Here is a 15,754-nt window from a genome sequence, read left to right on the forward strand (position 1 = left end):
CCGTGCCCATCGATCGTTCCGTCCTGGTCGTCGCCGCCACGCGGGCCGAGGCGAAATACGTCCCGCCCGGTGCCCGACTCCTCATCACCGGCATCGGCAAGGTCCGTGCCGCGTCCGCCCTCACCCGGGTGCTCACCGAATCCGCGTCATCACATGACCACCGCCCGGGCGGGGACCGCGAGCCCCCGGTGCGCAGCGTCGTGAATGTCGGTACCGCGGGGGCCCTGCACGATCATCACGTCGGTCTGTTCCGCCCGTCGGTCGTCGTCGAGCACGACATCAGCAGCGCGGAACTCCGGTCGATGGGCTATCCGGTCGTCGACCGATGGGAACTGCCGGACGGCGACGGCACCGTCCTCGCCTCCGGCGACACGTTCGTCGCCGATCCCATACGGCGCGCGGGGTTGGCGCAGATCGCCGACCTCGTGGACATGGAAGGGTGCGCCCTGGCGCACGTGAGCGCCGAATTCGGTGTGCCGTGCCGCATGGTCAAGGTGGTCAGCGACGGCGCCGACGAGGGCGCGCTGGACTGGCCGACACTCGTGGACGCCGCGGCGCGGCAGCTGGGTGAGTGGCTGGACGTCGAATGGGCGTGGTGAGTGATCGTCTGCCGGCGGGTGCGCGCCCGGGAGGTACTCGGCGGGCCCGGTGACCGGATGATCAGCCGCGGTTGCGCGCCCGGGTCGATGGGTAGCCGGGTGCCGAGGCCTGCCGGCTCGGTGCCTGGCGTGTGGTCGCCTGCCGGGCCGACGACTCGTATCGTGCGTGGTCACCGGCGGCCGACGTCGGTCGCGGGCGGACTGCCGCGGCGGTGGGTCGCGGATCGGCCGCGGTCTGGGCGTCCGGGTTCGCGAGATCCTCGTCGATGCCGTTGATGCGCTCACCCGCCTCGGCGCGGTACACCGCGCCTGCGGTGGCCCGGCGTTTGGGAGCGGGCGCGGCGGGTGCGGCTGCGGCGCCGTCTGCTTCCGGACGCGGTGCCGGGGTCCGGCGAGGCTTCGCGTCGGCGGTCGGTCCGGGCGTCGTCGTGCGCTCACCGGATTCGGTCGGGCGCGTGCGCGGCTTGGCCGGCCGGGCCGCGCGTTTCGCTGTTGTCCGCGACCGTCGTTCGGTGCCCGGTGCGGCTTGGTCGGCGTCCTTCGCCCGCGACGTGGCCGTGGTGGCGCCTGCCTGAGTCGGAGTGGATCGCTTCTTGGGAGCGGACCTCTGCTTCGGCGTGGATGCCTGCTTCGACGTCGCCGGCGAACCGGCGGCACGCCTGCGCGTCCCCGTCGATCGATCGCGCGTGAGATACCACCGGGCGACGACCAGCGCGAGCGTGACCAGGAAGGTGAGTGCCATCCACGGGAAGGCGTTCGCGATGGGCAGCAGCACGCGGAAGATGAGACTCTTCAGTCCGGACGATGCCTGGTCGGCGTTGAGCGTGTAGAGCGCGATGATGCCGACGAGAAAGGCGATCAGCGGAGGCTGGGCGGCCGCAGTGAACAGGGCGCGCCGACGAACGGCCAGGGCCGCGGCGACACAGCCGACGAGATAGCAGAACTTGAAGATGGCGCCGAGAGCGTCGGTGTTGCTCGCGTCGATCACCGCACCGATGCCGGTGATGACCGTCGCCACGAGCACCGCACCCCACCAGGGAAGACCGCGGACCGTGGGGAGCACGGACTGCTGATCCAGCGGCACGGCTGAACGCTGTTGGGCAGAAGACACATGTTGACGGTACCGGGTCAACCCCCGATTTCCGCTAACCCCCGGGTGATGTTGCCCATCGGTCGTCGCGATCGGTGTCCTCGCTGGTCCGGATACCTCCTGCGTTGCGGACGGCGATGTCGATCGGCGCGGCGACGGTGTGTTCGGACTCACCCTCGAGGGCGTCCAGCTCGGCCAGCTTGCGCGCCGTTACCGCGACGCGGCTGTCCACGGCACCGACCGTGGAGTTGAAGGAGTCGACGGCCCGGCGGAGCGAACCGCCCAGCCGGTCGAGATGGCCGAGGACACCGCCGATGCGATGGTGCAACTCGGTGCCGAGCTGATGGATGGCGGCGGCGTCACGGGCCATCGCGTCGTGGCGCCAGCCCAGGGCGACGGTGCGCAGCAGTGCGACGAGGGTGGCGGGGGTGGTGAGCACGACGTTCTTCGTGAAGCCGAATTCGATCAGTTCGGCGTCGGCGCGAACGGCCGCCTCGAGGACCGGGTCGCTGGGCAGGAAGAGCACGACCATCTCCGGAGTGTTCTCGAAGGCCGACCAGTAGGCCTTCGACGACAGGCGGCCGATATGGGCGCGGACGGCGCGCGCGTGCTCGGCGAGATGACGCGCGGCGACGGCGGTGTCACCGGCCTCGATGGCTGCGAGATAGGCCTGCAGCGGGACCTTGGCGTCGACGACGATGTCGCGGCCACCGGCGAGGTGGACCACCATGTCCGGCCGTACCGCCCCCGACGGTCCGTCGGCGGACACCTGCGTGCTGAAGTCGCAGTGGCGCGACATTCCGGCGAGCTCCACCACGCGTTCCAGTTGCACTTCGCCCCATCGCCCGCGAATGTGCGGGGTGTGCAGGGCATTGGAGAGTTGGCGTGTCTGGTCCGACAACTGTGCCGACATCGCATGCATGCCCCGCACCTGCTCGGTGAGCCCCGCGTAGGCGCTGACCCGATGGTGCTCTGTCCGTCGCAGCTCCTCGGAGAGCTGGGCGAGCACCCCGCGCAGTGGGTCGACGATGTGGGCGACCTGGGAGCCGATCGCCGACGACTGGCGACGCGCCGCCTCCTCGGAGGCCGACGACAGCGAGTGCGTCGCCATCGCCTGGGCCTCCCGGATGCCGTCGAGCTCGGCCCGGGCGGCGGCCAGCGCCGCGGCGGACCGCGAGGCGTTGGCCAGCCACCCGATGACGAGCCCGACGAGCATGCCGGCGATCAGGGCGATGACGACCGAGGGGTTCATGGCCGTCATCGTGCTCGACGGGTACGACAGTCCCGGTCCTGTTCGGTTGCCCGAGTCCCTCAGCTCGCGGGGCCGTCGGACTCCCGCTGCGCTTCGCGATCGAGGAGCGACTGCTTGATCGGCAGGCCGTACCGGAATCCGCCGAGGGTTCCGTCGCTGCGCAACACCCGGTGGCACGGGACGAACAGAGCCGCGGCGTTGCGAGCGCAGGCGGCGGCCGCGGCGCGGACCGCGGTGGGTTCGCCGGACAGTTCGGCGAACGCGGTGTAGGTCACCGGAGCTCCCGGGGCGACGGTCCGCAGCTCGGTCCAGGCACGCATCAGGAACGGGCCCGACTGCTGGCGTACCTCGATGGCCTCGATCGCCGAGAAGGTGCCGGCGTAATAGGACTCGACGGCGTCGCGGATCGTGGCGAGTCCGTCGGTGCGGTGCACGGTCTCGGGGCGCAGGGTGCGATGGACAAGTGCGACGAGGTAGTCGGGATCGTCGGTCCAGCCGGATGCGAGGACACGGTCCTCGGCATCGGCCACGACGGTGAAGGTGCCGTCGGCAGTGGTGACCGAGGTCCACTGTGCAGTCGTGGTGTCGTCGGGCTTCGTCATCGCCGCGGTACCGGCGGGGGTGGTGTCGGTCGGGGTGATGATGGTGGAGGTCATCGTGCTCCTTGTGCCGGCTCGACCGGTGTCGACCGGCGAGGTGAGGTGGTCGATCGCCGAGGCGATCGGTGGGTTGCCCGCGTGGGTTGTCGCGTCGACGTCGGCACACTCGATATCTCTGTGCCCAGTATTGCCTCGGTCACCGACAATCGGTGACGCCACAGATGCATCGATGCGTACGAACGCCATGGAGACCACCTGGATGCGCCCCCGGGCAGGTCGACGCCGAGCTCCTCGGCCGCGCGGGCGACCACGAGGTCACGATCCAGCAGGATGTCGGGGTCGCCGGTGACGCGCATCGCGACATAGTCGGCCGTCCACCGGCCGACGCCGGGGAGTGCCAGCAGGGCCGCACGCATGTCGTCGGTGGAGCAGCCGGGGTGCAGCTCGATCCGGCGTTCTGCGAGCGCGGTCGCAGCACCGACGACGGCGTCGATCCGGCGGCGCGGGCCGGTGAGGATGCGGTGCCCGTGTTCGGCGATCGTGGCGGAATCCGGGAACAGCATCCAGTCCTCGGCGTCGCCGTCGGTCGCACATGAGGGCGTCCGACCGAGTTCGCCGGTCAGGCGGTTGATGTGATGACGGGCGGCCTTGACGCTGATCTGCTGGCCGATCATGGTGCGGATGAGCGTCTCCGCGGGGTCGATCGCCCCGGGCACCCGCAGGCCGGGTGCGGCGGCGACGAGCGGGGCGAGCACGGGGTCGCGTCCGAGCGCGGCGTCGGTGCTCTGGGCGTCGGCATCGAGGTCGAGCAGCCGACGGATCCGATTGACGGCGACGGCGAGATCACGCATGTCGAGGTGCGCGACGCGGGCGACGATGTGCGCCGTCGCCGGCTCCACCGTGATCAGCGCCGGACCATGGGGGAGCTCGACAGCACGCCGGTACCGCCATCGGCCGTCGTCGAGTGTGTCGACGATCTCGACACCCGCAGTCGCGTGCGACGCGAGAAACCAATGAAGCCAACGGGTGTCGAGGGGCGGTCGATAGGCGAGGCGGAGCGTCACCTCGCCGACCGCCGACGTGGCCGGCGTCCGCGAGGGCGACGGCAGCGTCCGCAACCGGCTCGGGGTCAGGCCGAACACCTCGCGGATCGTGTCGTTGAACTGCCGCACGCTGGTGAACCCGGCCGCAAAGGCGATGTCGGACATCGGCATCGCCGTGCACTGGATCAGCACCCGGGCGGTCGCGGCGCGATGGGCGCGGGCGAGTGCGAGAGGGCCGGCTCCGAGGTGCTCGGTCAGAACCCGGTTGAGATGGCGCGGGGTGTACCCGAGCCGCGTCGCGAGACCGTCGACCCCGTCGCGCTCGACCACCCCGTCGGTGATCAGCCGCATGGCGCGCGACGACAGGTCCGCCCCGCTGTTCCACAGTGGCGAGCCGGGCACGGCATCGGGAGCACACCGACGGCACGCGCGGAAGCCCTCCTGCTGTGCGGCGGCCGCGGTCAGGACGAAGTGCACGTTCCGGGGTCGCGGGGTCTGCGCCGGACACGACGGCCGGCAGTAGATGCCGGTGGTGTGCACGGCGACGAAGAACTGGCCGTCGAACCGCGCGTCTCGGGAGGAGACCGCCCGGTAGCAGCGGTCGAACTCGAGGGTCTCCGGGGTTCGGATCGCGGTGGTCACCACACCACTGTGACAGTGATCGGCCGAGAATCCTGGCGGGAATCGGACATGACGATCCGACGACGCGCTCATCCGCGATTCGAGTGACGTAGCTAACATTCCCTGGCACGATGTTGCTCATGAGCACACCGTTCGATGGTGACCGACAATGGCGTCGGAGCCGCGAACCAGCCCTGTCCGAACTCCCGGCATGGGGACTGGAGATCATGATGGGTCTGTACGGGCCCGAGACCATCGAGAAGGCCTGTGGTCACGAGGCGCAACGCCAGGCTTCTGCTCGTGGCGGACGAGGTCGGTGGGTGTCGTCCATCGACGACGTCTCGGCCCGCACCTCGGCGCCGACGACGATCCGGCGCGACGATGCGGCACCGACGACGCTCGACCCGATCTGCTCGGCACAGCCGATCTCGCCGATGGTGCTCCAACTCGAGGCGGTCAACGAATTGGTCCGCTACGTCGAGCGCAAGTTCAAGCGACACTGACGCGTCGCTCTGTGTGCGCGGAGGCGGTGCGCCGTCGTCGCGCCCGCCGTGACGCGTCCGACGGACGACACACCGTCGGAACGACTCGCGCGCGCAGCGAGTATGTGACGATCTCTGCGTGACAGAAGAATCGGATGTACCCGGCACATCGGATACGTCGAACCGATCCGGGCGACCGTCGGGCACGTCGTCGACGAGTTCGGTGACCGCACCTCCGACCCGCGCGCAGGTGGTCCTGTCGGGCCTGCGGTCGTCGGCGGTCGTCAGTCTTCAAATCGTCCTGGTCGTCGCGGCCTTCTGGGTGCTGATGTGGGTCCTCGGGAAGCTCTGGGTGATTCTGCTCCCGGTCTTGTTCGCCATCATCGTGTGCACCGTGCTCTGGCCGCCGGCGCGGTGGATGCGCAACCGCGGCGTTCCCGCGGCAGCGGCATCGCTGGTGATGATGCTCGTCGCCGTCGGCGTGTTCGCCGGGGTCATCAGCCTCATCGTGCCGAGCATCGTGAGCCAGGCGCCCGAGCTCGCGTCGCGCGCCACCGACGGTGTGCACAAGCTCCAGGACTGGGTTCAGGGGCCGCCGCTGAACATCAAGGACGAACAGCTCGACAACATGGTCGGCACCGTGACCGGCAAACTGCAGTCGAGCGCGTCGAGCATCGCCGCGGGCGTGTTCAGCGGTGTCGGCACCGCGACCTCGATCCTGGTCACCCTGTTCACCGCGCTGATCCTGGTGTTCTTCTTCCTCAAGGACGGTCCCAAGTTCATCCCGTGGCTCGACCGCACCGTCGGCAAGCCGTCCGGTACGCACATCGGTGAGGTGCTGACCCGGATGTGGAACAGCCTCGGTGGTTTCATCCGCACCCAGGCCATCGTGAGTTTCGTCGACGCCGCCCTGATCGGTGCCGGCCTGTTCATCCTCGGCGTCCCGCTCGCCGGGGTGCTGGTGGTCATCACGTTCCTCGGTGGCTTCATCCCGATCGTCGGTGCCTTCGTCGCGGGCGCGCTCGCCGTGTTGATCGCGCTCGTCTCCAACGGGTTGACGACAGCGCTCATCGTGCTCGGCATCATCCTCGCCGTGCAGCAACTCGAGGGCAACGTGCTGCAGCCGTGGCTGCAGTCGAAGTCGATGGATCTGCATGCGGTGATCGTCCTGCTGGCCGTCACGCTCGGCGGCACCCTGTTCGGCATCACCGGCGCGTTCCTCGCCGTGCCGGCCGCCGCGGCGCTGGCCGTGATCCTGCGGTATCTCAACGAGCAGATCGCGGAACGGGCCGGGGAGACGCTGCCTCCGACGAACACCCCGGTCAGTGCGCACGCCGGTGAGGTGCGTGACGACGACCCGCCCGACGACGCCCCGGCCGGGGATCCCGGGACGTCGACAGCGTCCTGACGTCACGCAGCACGCCCGCCGGCGGCGCCGACTCGGTGACATCCGACGACTGCGCCCGCCATGAGCCTGATCGCGGCCGATAGACTGGTCGCCCGTGAGTCTCACCCTCGGAATCGTCGGCCTGCCCAACGTCGGCAAGTCGACCCTGTTCAACGCTCTGACCCGCAACGACGTGCTCGCCGCGAACTACCCGTTCGCCACCATCGAGCCGAACATCGGTGTCGTCGAGCTCCCGGACAAGCGCCTCGACCGCCTCGCGGAGATCTTCTCCAGCGAGCGCATCCTGCCGGCGACGGTGTCGTTCGTCGACATCGCGGGCATCGTGAAGGGTGCCTCCGAGGGCGAGGGGATGGGCAATCAGTTCCTCGCGAACATCCGCGAGGCCGACGCCATCTGCCAGGTGGTCCGCGTCTTCGCCGACGACGACGTCGTGCACGTCGACGGGCGCGTCGACCCGCTCTCCGACATCGGCGTCATCGAGACCGAGCTGATCCTCGCCGACCTGCAGACCATCGAGAAGGCGCTGCCGCGGCTGGAGAAGGATTCCCGAAAGAACAAGGACCTCGTCGAGACGGTCGCCGCCGCGCAGAAGGCCCAGGAGATCCTCAACTCCGGTAAGACCCTGTTCTCGCAGAAGGATTCGTTCGACCTGGCCGCGGTTCGCGAACTGCACCTGATGACCGCCAAGCCGTTCCTCTATGTGTTCAACGCCGACGAGGGAGTGCTGACCGACGACGCCCGCAAGGATGAACTGAAGGCCGCGATCGCACCGGCCGACGCCGTGTTCCTCGACGCCAAGGTCGAGAGCGAACTGCTCGAACTCGACGAGGCGGACGCGCAGGAGCTTCTCGATTCGATCGGGCAGGACGAGCCGGGCCTGCGCTCACTGGCTCGCGCTGGTTTCCACACCCTGGGTCTGCAGACCTATCTGACGGCGGGGCCCAAGGAATCGCGTGCGTGGACCATCCACCGTGGCGACACCGCTCCCAAGGCGGCGGGTGTCATCCACACCGACTTCGAGAAGGGCTTCATCAAGGCCGAGATCGTCTCCTTCGACGACCTCGACGCCGCCGGCACGATGGCCGCCGCCAAGGCCGCGGGCAAGGTGCGCATGGAGGGCAAGGACTACGTGATGGCCGACGGTGATGTGGTCGAGTTCCGGTTCAACGTATAGCGAGCCGGTCTGACCACAGTATTTGTCACTTGTGCCCGTGTGAAAACGGGCTCCAAGTGTTCCGGTCCAACGTCTGGCGGTAGGCCTAGTGGCACTTTCCCGCGGTCGGGGCCGGTCCGTGGTGGCCGTGGTCGCGGCAGAGAAATAGCCACGAGCCTCCCTTTAGCTTGTGAGTCGGCGTCCTAGAGGCTCTCCGGTCGCCAGCCCGATAGATACTTGTCCGCGAGCTGAAGAGCTTCGTCGTCTCCCAGTGCGCTGCGCACGCGACCTACGACCTCCTCTACGGCGGATTCAGATCCGAACACTTGGACGAGGAGTTCCCAAGCGAGACGATCTTCAGATCTGACCTCTCGAGAGCCCATCGACTGCGATCGTGCAGTGGACCTGAGCGAGTGCAGCACCGCTCGTAGCAGAACGGGATCGTCACTCGGCTTGAGCGGCACTTCGCCCGTCTCTGTCTGGACAGCGTCATAGATGCGCCAGGCATCCCATTCCCGCGATGGCTCGGATGGTGGGGTTGCTCTGAGGTGTGCGACAAAATCCGCGTGGACTTGCGTTGCGAACTCTTCACTGACGAGTTTGAGTCCGGCCCCTTCGCGGTAGCCCACGCTGTGGATGAAGTCGAGTTGAGACGAGTACGTCTCGATACCGTCCAAGATCTGTGAGACCAGGGCCTCTCGCTCTGCCTCATCTTCTACACGCCGTAGGAGTCGAAGGATCACGCGCCCAACCGTGATGTCGCGGCGTCCGATGTCGAAGAAACCGCGCTGCTTCTTCTCGGGAATGGCGTCGATAAGGTTCAGCAGTGTGATTGATGCCGGAACGATCATGTCGGTCGCGAACTTTGACTCGTACGAGGTGAGACCTTCTATGACGGCCTCAAGATCCTCAGGGTCCAAGCCGGTCAGATACACCCTGAGCGCTGCTCCATCGCTCAGAAGCTCAAAGGCCTGCTCAGAGTTTCGGAACGCGACGAGTTCATCTGGCGCGACTCGATCGAAGTAGAGACTGAGAAAGTCAGTGTGAGCCATCCGGTGTGCGGTTCGCCAGGTGCTGAGCCAGTCAGGTCCATAGTGATTGTTCTCGATGTATTGCAGCGCGACTGGGAACACACGATTGAACAGCGCTCGAATCACTTCCTCGTCGTCAGGGAACATCGCGAGCAATGCAGCGATGGCTATCTGCGCCCGTTCGTCCTTGCGCCCCATGATGTCGCGTGTGTTCGTGAGCTCACATCGAAGCTTCGACAATTGCTGGAAGAGTTCAGGGCGGAAGACGCGAAGCGCCTCTAGTGCGAGAAGATCGACAAGATCGACTTCATCGCCGAGGCTCTTAATCGTTGACCTGGCGGAGATCGCGTAACGCGTGACATCACGCATGTTTGAGACCAGCGGATCGATCACTTCCCAGTAGACGTCGCTCCATCGGCTGTCGTCGAGTGTGGCGTTCGCGACCGGGGTGAGGATGCGATCCAACTCTTCGACGACCTGAGACCGAAGCAACTTCTCTGGCGCATGCGGGACGTCGAAGCTCAACTGGACGATCTTCTCGAGGTACGCCCGTCCGGGAATGCCGTCCTCGGTGAGGGCTTGCTCCACGCGTTCTCTGTCGAATGCCAGCACGTAAATGATGTTCGGGAAGCTCGCCGTGAGACGAACGAGCTTGAAGATTTCGCGGATCTCGATAGTGGTGAGCCGGTCGATATCGTCAATGACGACCACGATAGGTTGCGTGAGTGAGGTGAGCTCCTTGGTGATTTCTTCCCGCACCTTCTTCGCGCTGCGGTCCGCATTCGTTGTCACAGACAATCCACCGAGTGCTGCTGCGGCGACTTCTCCGACGGCTGCGGCACCCGGGAGCGGGATGAACTGCGATACAGGCTTGAGGATGCCGGCGTACTGAGTGAGCCAGTCTGCTGTCATACCGAAGCGACTCTTGTTGCGGACGTTGAGTTCCGCCCCAATTTCAGTGAAGAAGAAGTTCACGAGCTGATTCGAGCCGGAGAACATCCAAGGGTTGAAGTCGACGACAGTGAGGGTGGGTTCGGTCTCAAACTGTTCGCGCATCAGGTTGATGAATGAACTCTTGCCGTGCCCCCATGGCCCCAAGATGCCCACCACGAGCCCTTGGCTCGCGTCGAGGTCCCGGATCGACTCCGCGAAGTCGTGTGCGACCGGAGCCCGCCCGAGGTCGTCTTCGCCCGAAGAGGTGATCGGCGCGTCGATCGGAGGTTTCTCCTGAGAGTGACCGGTGATGTTCACAGTGCTACCAAAGCACAGCCGCATTGAAAACTTGCGGGTGTGGCAGTGGCGCAAGCAACGAAGTCTACGCAAGCCATTTCCGACTGGACCGTAGCTGCCTCTTGTGGCGCAGACATGGCGGACGATTCGGCGTCTCTTTCAGATAGCTGTGGCCGCTTGCTGGGAGTACATTCGCGGACCGCTCGCCGAGAGACCCTCGTCACATCGGTAGACCTCTGCGGAGTCGACTCGGAGGCCGCTAGTCCGCACGAGGGTGAGTTTCGAGTCATCTACCGAGTATTCGATGATCGAGTGGTGTTCCGTGTCATCCATATGCGCATCGCCGTGATGTTTATCGGTAACGCGAATTGGTGGAGTTCCGCTTCAACGTCTAACGGCGCGAACAACTGGTTGCGCCATGAGCAGCGACGACGCGCAGGTCGCCGATGGATCCCATCGACGCTCCCGACGATGGGATTGCGCTGGTAGTCTGTTCCCATGGAAGCCACGATTGATTCGGGCGGGCGATTGCTCTTGCCGAAGGCCCTTCGGGAACTGTTGGGGATAACGCCGGGCTCGACCGTGGACATCTCGCTGTACGGCGGGGGTCTGCAGGTGACTCCAGGCGGACGAACGGCACGGTTGGTGAAGAGTGCCGACGGGCACCTGGTCACCGAGTCTGACACCACTGTGACCGACGAGGTCATGTTCGCGTTGATCGATTCCACCAGACGGTGACCACGAGTCGGCGATTCGCCGTCGATACCAGTGTCGCGGTGCCCCTACTCGTGGCGTCTCACGCCGCTCACGATGTGGTTCGATCCCACGTTGACGGCCGGTCGCTTGCGCTCAGCGGACATGCCCTGCCGGAGACGTATTCAGTGTTGACTCGTCTGCCGGGGGACGCGCGAGTGGCTCCGTCTGACGCCGTACTCCTCATCGACGACAACTTCGTGGAGGCGCTGGTTCTCCCCACTGGTGTTGTGGCCGAGGCTCATCGGCTCCTCGCCCGTATGGGCGTGGCAGGTGGGGCGACGTACGACGGCCTGGTCGCGCTCGCCGCCAGAGAGAACGATGCCATCTTGCTCACAAGAGATGCACGGGCGCGGCCCACATATGACGCGGTGGGTGCTCGGGTAGAAGAAATCGTTGGATGACACGAATCGTGTGGCGCAGCACCGTCGACGCCATGCATGACTTCCTCGAGTCGCAGCACCGGGATGAGACCGAGCTGACGCTCGTCACGCAACACCTGCCGAACATCCGTCTCACGGTCGCTGGGAAAGCCGCGGTTTCGCTGGACCGAAGTCGGGAAGGTCGAATGCACCTACCCGCACGCTGTCGCCGGGCCCCGATCACGTCGTTCCGCCGAACACCAGGCGCAGGAGCACCCACCGCGTCCCGCGGAACGTCAGGGCCGCTACCTCAGCGACACCCCTCGCCACCGGAGAACATCGAGTCGTGCAGTGCGGCGGTGGCGGCAACGGCCAGGCGGACGCCCAGTTCCCGCTCGGCCTTCGCCGGCCATGACACCATCGGTGCCATGGCCTCGGATCAGACCCTCAGCGACGTGGAACGGCGCCTCCTCGCAGGGTGGGCCGCCGACTGTGCGAGCCGGGTCCTCCCGCTGTTCGAGGCGGACCCGCCGGCGGACGAGCAGATACGCGACGCCCTCGCCCGCGCCCGGGCATATGGCGACGGTGAGAGCACGGCCGCCGAGGAGATCCGCAAGCGGATGATCGCCGTGAAGGCGGCAGGAGCTGCCACGACCACTGCGGGTGCCGCGGCCGCGCGCTCCGTGGGACAGGCTGCGGCAGTAGCGCACATGGGCGCCCACGCATTCGGCGCCGCGGCCTACGCCGTCAAAGCGGTGTCGCTGGCGAATCCGCAACGGCCGGAGGCGATCGAGGAAGAGGTGTCCTGGCAGGTGGCACATGCGCGTGACGATGCACGGGCGGCCCTGCGGTTACTGCCTCCGGTCGGAGAGGGTTCCGGCGGTCCGCTCGGCCCCGGGCTCCTGTCCCGCGGTCTGCTGGGGGCGGTCATCCGAGATCTGCAGACGCGGATTCGTGTCGACTGAGTGGATGTTCTGGCGCCAAACCCGCGCGTCAGGCGTTCGCGTGGTCGATACTGCATCCGTGATCCGTACACAGCAAAGTGTGTTCTGCGCCGTGACGATGGTGGCGCTGGCCGTCGCGGGTCTGGTGGTGGCAGCACCGGCGACTGCGGCCCCGTCCGGTTGGCGCTACACGATGGTGGCGTTCAGCAACGCCAGCGATCGCGACATGGACGTCTATCAGTCGGGTGACGGCACACGGTTCCAGTTGCTCCGGAAGTCCGCGTATCGGCCGCCGGCCGGGCGTGTGCGAGACGCGAGCATCTTCCGGAACACCGACGGTCTGTACTACATCACCTATACGACGGCCTCCGGAGCGAACATCGGCTTCGCGCGCAGTGCCGACCGCGTCAATTGGACGCCGCTGGGGAACTGGCCGGTCCCGTTCTGCTGCGCCCTGCTGCCGGGTACCGGAGACGGACGCGGTCTGGGCTCCTCGAGCGGACCGGGTTCCTCCGGGTCGGCGGGATCGAGCGATGGCCCGTCGCTGTCACCGTTCACCACCAAGGCATGGGCGCCCGAATGGTTCGTCGAAGGCGGGCGCGTCAACATCATCCTGTCGATGTCGACGGGCGGCGGCTTCGTGCCGTATCTGATGACCGCGCTCGATCCGGGGCTGCGGGTGTGGAGCCCGCCCGTCCCGCTCGCCGGGATCGGCGCCGACCACATCGACACCACTGTGGTGAAGGTGGGGGCGACGTATCACGCCTTCACCAAGAACGAGACCAAGAAGTTCATCCAGCACGCGGTCGCGCCCACCTTGGTCGGACCGTACCGTTTCGTCCCACCCGGGAATTGGGGCACCTTCGTGGAGGGACCGGCCGTCGTCCAGCTGCCGAACGGGACGTGGCGCATGTACCTCGACGCCTACCGTCGCGGACGGCACCTCTACTCCGACAGCCGGGACGGCCTGCGCACCTGGACTCCGGTGAAGGAGCTCCCGGGACTGTCCGGGATCGCGCGGCACGTCGGCGTGATGCGCGAACCTGCGTAGTAGCTGCGCAGCTCGGGGTGAACGAGGCCGCCAGTTCGCTGAATCTGGGACAACAGGCGTTGTAATCACTATGCTCAACCCGGTCGACGGGGGACATCCCGGCCGGTGATGTGCTGCGCCCAGCCGTCGGCGGGCTCCGCGGTCGACGCGGACATGGGGGAGCAACAGTGTTTCGGATAATCTTGCGCGCGACCGCCGCCAAATGCGTCACCGTCGTGTGTCTCATCGCCATGGGTGTCATGACCGCGGGTGTCGCGACCGCCGGTGTCGCGGCGGCCGCGCCCGGGCGCGCGCACATCACCTCGATCACCCAGGAGACGCCGACCCGGGCCGGGGTATGGGTGTACTCGGCCGCCATGAACAAGAAGATCAAGGTCTTCATCCTCACGCCGCGTCACTCGACCGGGCCACGGCCGATGCTCTACATGCTCGACGGCGCCGGGGCCCGCGGCCAGACCAGTGGCTGGCTCGAGGCGACCGACATCGAGAAGTACTTCGCCGACAAGAACGTGACCGTCGTGCTCCCGACGGGGGCCTACGGAACCTTCTACGCCGACTGGGAGCGGCACGACCCCAAGGTGGGCAAGCCGCAGTGGGAGACGTTCTTGACCAAGGAGCTGCCGCCGCTGCTCGACGCTCGATTCGACTCGAACGGGTCCCGGGGGATCGCCGGTGTCTCGATGGGTGGGCAGGCGGCCTTCACGCTCGCGTCCCGGGCGCCGGACCTGTACCGGGCCGTGGCCTCGCTCAGCGGCTGTCCGCCCGTGTCCACCCCGGAGGGCGAGAGCTACGTGCGGGCAACGCTCGCGCGAGGTGGCGCCAATGCCGAGAACATGTGGGGGCCGTTCGGCTCACAGGGCTGGCGCGATCATGATCCCGCGCTGCGCCTCGACGCGCTGCGCGGCAAGAAGCTGTACCTCTACTCGGGTGCAGGGCAACTCGGGCCCGCCGACATGAACCGCGACGTGACACCCGAGGAAGGCCTCTACCAGGTTGTCCTCGCCGCCTCGGCCACGTTCGAGATCGCCACGAGTCAGTGCTCGCATCGGTTCGCCGGTCAGTTGCGTGACGCGGGGCTGCCGTACACCGATGCGTTGCAGGTCGTCGGAACCCATCATTGGTACTACTGGGCGAAGGAACTGCCCCGGATGTGGCAGGCGATCTCGCCCGCATTGTGATCGGCGCGATCTGATCGATTCGGGCACGGATCGTCGGGCGGAGGCCAAGTGGTGCGAGAAGGATCGTGGGGGTAAGGAGGACCCCCATGATCGGCACACTCAACGATCTCGTGGAACTCGTCGAACACCACACCGACGAGGCCATCGACGTCGCAGGCTTCGCCCGCGCGCACGGCACGACCGAGTATCACCTGCGGCGGATGTTCGCCGCGCTGGCGACGATGCCGCTGTCGGAGTACGTACGTCGCCGTCGGATGACACTCGCCGGCACCGACTTGGTGAGCAGTGACGTCGGCCTGCTGGACGTCGCGGTACGGCACGGATACTCCTCGGTCGAGGCGTTCGGCCGCGCGTTCCGGGCCGTGCACGGTGCCGGACCGTCCGACGTGCGCCGACACGGAGGTCCGCTCAGTACACAACCCATGCTCAGGTTCCGCCTGAGCGTGGAAGGGAGCAACCCCATGAATGTCACCATCACCGACCGTCCTGCCGTCACCCTCGTCGGCCACGCTGCCGAGGTTCCGCTCATCTATCGCGGCGTCAACCCGCATATCCAGCAACACATCGCGTCGATCGCCCCCGAGGAACACCGACGTTTGTCAGCCTTGAGCGACACCGAGCCCGGAGGCATTCTCGCGGTCACCCTGGGTCAGGAACCGGATGCGCCCGAAGGGTCTCCGATCACCTATCTGCACGGGGTGGCGGTGACGGCGGAGACTGAGATCCCGGATGATCTCGACACCGTTCAGCGTGGAGGGCGGCAGTTGGGTGATCTTCCATTCGAGCGGACCGTCCCCGGACGCCCTGCAGCAGACGTGGGCGGCGACCGCGACCGAGTGGTTCCCGTCGAACCCGTGGCGACTGCGCCCCGGCCCGACGATCCTGCGATACCTCGAACTGACGGAAACGCATGCGGTGTCCGAGATCTGGATGCCGATCGAGAGATCGTGATCGGGCC

At 66.9% G+C, this 15,754-nt stretch carries 15 protein-coding genes and 1 pseudogene; 11 read left to right on the top strand and 5 right to left on the bottom strand.

Going from position 1 to position 15,754, the window contains the following annotated elements:
• Nucleotides 1-8 precede the first annotated feature (8 nt).
• On the top strand, nucleotides 9-599 hold the full coding sequence (locus EEB19_RS16845; protein ID WP_187588437.1) for a nucleosidase: 591 nt from the start codon (nucleotides 9-11) through the stop codon (nucleotides 597-599).
• 61 nt (nucleotides 600-660) lie between these two features.
• Here the strand turns inward: EEB19_RS16845 and EEB19_RS16850 are convergent, their stop codons facing one another.
• The 4 genes from EEB19_RS16850 to EEB19_RS16865 are packed head-to-tail and all read right to left on the bottom strand — an operon-like array spanning nucleotide 661 to nucleotide 5,225.
• The gene (locus EEB19_RS16850; RefSeq protein ID WP_262365723.1) at nucleotides 661-1,710 is read right to left on the bottom strand and encodes a DUF6542 domain-containing protein; all 1,050 of its coding nucleotides are present in this window, start codon (nucleotides 1,708-1,710) and stop codon (nucleotides 661-663) included.
• A 34-nt stretch (nucleotides 1,711-1,744) separates the two neighbouring features.
• Complete coding sequence (locus EEB19_RS16855; RefSeq protein ID WP_187588327.1) at nucleotides 1,745-2,941, bottom strand: DNA recombination protein RmuC; 1,197 nt, start codon at nucleotides 2,939-2,941, stop codon at nucleotides 1,745-1,747.
• Between the two features lie 59 nt (nucleotides 2,942-3,000).
• Entirely contained in the window at nucleotides 3,001-3,597 is a 597-nt protein-coding gene (locus tag EEB19_RS16860; RefSeq protein WP_187588329.1) for a methylated-DNA--[protein]-cysteine S-methyltransferase, read from the bottom strand.
• On the bottom strand, nucleotides 3,594-5,225 hold the full coding sequence (locus tag EEB19_RS16865) for a DNA-3-methyladenine glycosylase 2 family protein (RefSeq protein ID WP_262365724.1): 1,632 nt from the start codon (nucleotides 5,223-5,225) through the stop codon (nucleotides 3,594-3,596). Before EEB19_RS16865 ends, EEB19_RS16860 begins: the two co-directional genes overlap by 4 nt.
• Nucleotides 5,226-5,344: 119 nt before the next feature.
• On the opposite strand from EEB19_RS16865, the gene EEB19_RS16870 reads away from it, so the two are divergent.
• The 3 genes from EEB19_RS16870 to ychF all read left to right on the top strand — a co-directional run bounded on the left by EEB19_RS16870 (nucleotide 5,345) and on the right by ychF (nucleotide 8,268).
• Nucleotides 5,345-5,707 (top strand): hypothetical protein, encoded by a 363-nt coding sequence (locus tag EEB19_RS16870; protein ID WP_187588333.1) that lies wholly within the window; start codon nucleotides 5,345-5,347, stop codon nucleotides 5,705-5,707.
• A gap of 202 nt (nucleotides 5,708-5,909) precedes the next feature.
• Complete coding sequence (locus EEB19_RS16875) at nucleotides 5,910-7,094, top strand: AI-2E family transporter (protein ID WP_262365734.1); 1,185 nt, start codon at nucleotides 5,910-5,912, stop codon at nucleotides 7,092-7,094.
• Between the two features lie 94 nt (nucleotides 7,095-7,188).
• Nucleotides 7,189-8,268: a redox-regulated ATPase YchF gene (gene ychF / locus EEB19_RS16880; RefSeq protein ID WP_187588337.1), complete on the top strand. Its 1,080-nt coding sequence runs from the start codon at nucleotides 7,189-7,191 to the stop codon at nucleotides 8,266-8,268.
• Between the two features lie 182 nt (nucleotides 8,269-8,450).
• On the opposite strand, the gene EEB19_RS16885 is transcribed toward ychF, so the two are convergent.
• On the bottom strand, nucleotides 8,451-10,529 hold the full coding sequence (locus tag EEB19_RS16885; RefSeq protein WP_187588339.1) for a P-loop NTPase fold protein: 2,079 nt from the start codon (nucleotides 10,527-10,529) through the stop codon (nucleotides 8,451-8,453).
• 477 nt (nucleotides 10,530-11,006) lie between these two features.
• On the opposite strand from EEB19_RS16885, the gene EEB19_RS16890 reads away from it, so the two are divergent.
• From EEB19_RS16890 to EEB19_RS26985, 7 genes and pseudogenes are all read left to right on the top strand, one after another.
• Nucleotides 11,007-11,246, top strand: coding sequence for an AbrB/MazE/SpoVT family DNA-binding domain-containing protein (locus EEB19_RS16890; RefSeq protein WP_187588341.1), 240 nt, complete (start codon nucleotides 11,007-11,009; stop codon nucleotides 11,244-11,246).
• Nucleotides 11,243-11,665 carry a type II toxin-antitoxin system VapC family toxin gene (locus EEB19_RS16895; protein WP_187588343.1) on the top strand — a complete coding sequence of 141 codons (423 nt, stop codon included), beginning with the start codon at nucleotides 11,243-11,245 and terminating at the stop codon, nucleotides 11,663-11,665. Before EEB19_RS16890 ends, EEB19_RS16895 begins: the two co-directional genes overlap by 4 nt.
• A 386-nt stretch (nucleotides 11,666-12,051) precedes the next feature.
• Entirely contained in the window at nucleotides 12,052-12,588 is a 537-nt protein-coding gene (locus tag EEB19_RS16900; RefSeq protein ID WP_187588345.1) for a putative immunity protein, read from the top strand.
• Between the two features lie 4 nt (nucleotides 12,589-12,592).
• Nucleotides 12,593-13,618: an arabinofuranosidase gene (locus EEB19_RS16905; RefSeq protein WP_187588347.1), complete on the top strand. Its 1,026-nt coding sequence runs from the start codon at nucleotides 12,593-12,595 to the stop codon at nucleotides 13,616-13,618.
• A 167-nt stretch (nucleotides 13,619-13,785) separates the two neighbouring features.
• Nucleotides 13,786-14,796: an alpha/beta hydrolase family protein gene (locus EEB19_RS16910; RefSeq protein ID WP_262365725.1), complete on the top strand. Its 1,011-nt coding sequence runs from the start codon at nucleotides 13,786-13,788 to the stop codon at nucleotides 14,794-14,796.
• 221 nt (nucleotides 14,797-15,017) lie between these two features.
• A pseudogene (locus EEB19_RS26980) lies at nucleotides 15,018-15,131 on the top strand (AraC family transcriptional regulator); the annotation flags it as partial.
• 394 nt (nucleotides 15,132-15,525) lie between these two features.
• Nucleotides 15,526-15,747, top strand: a complete 222-nt coding sequence (locus EEB19_RS26985) for a GyrI-like domain-containing protein (protein WP_262365735.1) — start codon at nucleotides 15,526-15,528, stop codon at nucleotides 15,745-15,747.
• The last annotated feature ends 7 nt before the right edge of the window (nucleotides 15,748-15,754 follow it).

Origin of the sequence: Gordonia sp. OPL2, from assembly GCF_003797825.1 — a bacterium.
Lineage (GTDB): Bacteria > Actinomycetota > Actinomycetes > Mycobacteriales > Mycobacteriaceae > Gordonia.